The sequence below is a fragment of the Shewanella sp. ZOR0012 genome (assembly GCF_000798835.1).
Classification (GTDB): Bacteria; Pseudomonadota; Gammaproteobacteria; order Enterobacterales; family Shewanellaceae; genus Shewanella; species Shewanella xiamenensis.
Map to the genome: position 1 here is coordinate 1 of NZ_JTLE01000051.1, position 395 is coordinate 395.

Below are 395 nucleotides of genomic sequence, written 5' to 3' on the forward strand. Positions count from 1 at the left end.
CCGACAAACACACCCGCTAAGGCATTGACTACGGCGGGCAGTGTCGATAACAGGCCTTCAGGATCGGGGGTTCGTCCTTGATAGCTCACACCCGGCAATAACAGGCTGTCGACATAAGCATTGATTGACTCAGTGGGTGATAACACACCCGCCTGTCCACCAGGAAACGGTAACCAGAGTTGCGCCGCGCCATAGGCCACTAATATGCCTAGAGCCACCAGCACTTGGGTCCGTAAACGGGTATGCCACACCAGCAAGGCGGCAAAAAACCACGCAAAGGCAATACGGCCTAATACACTAGCATAACGGATTTTTTCAGGGTCGGCAGGTGCTCCCGCTCCCCAACCATGGTTATAAAGAATACCAAGCAACAATAGCAAAAACAGCCGCTTAAC

General features: G+C 52.9%; 1 pseudogene. It reads right to left on the minus strand.

The annotated features are described in order from the left end of the window. Window positions 1-395, minus strand: a pseudogene (locus tag L976_RS01420) (transmembrane glucosamine N-acetyltransferase NagX); the annotation flags it as partial.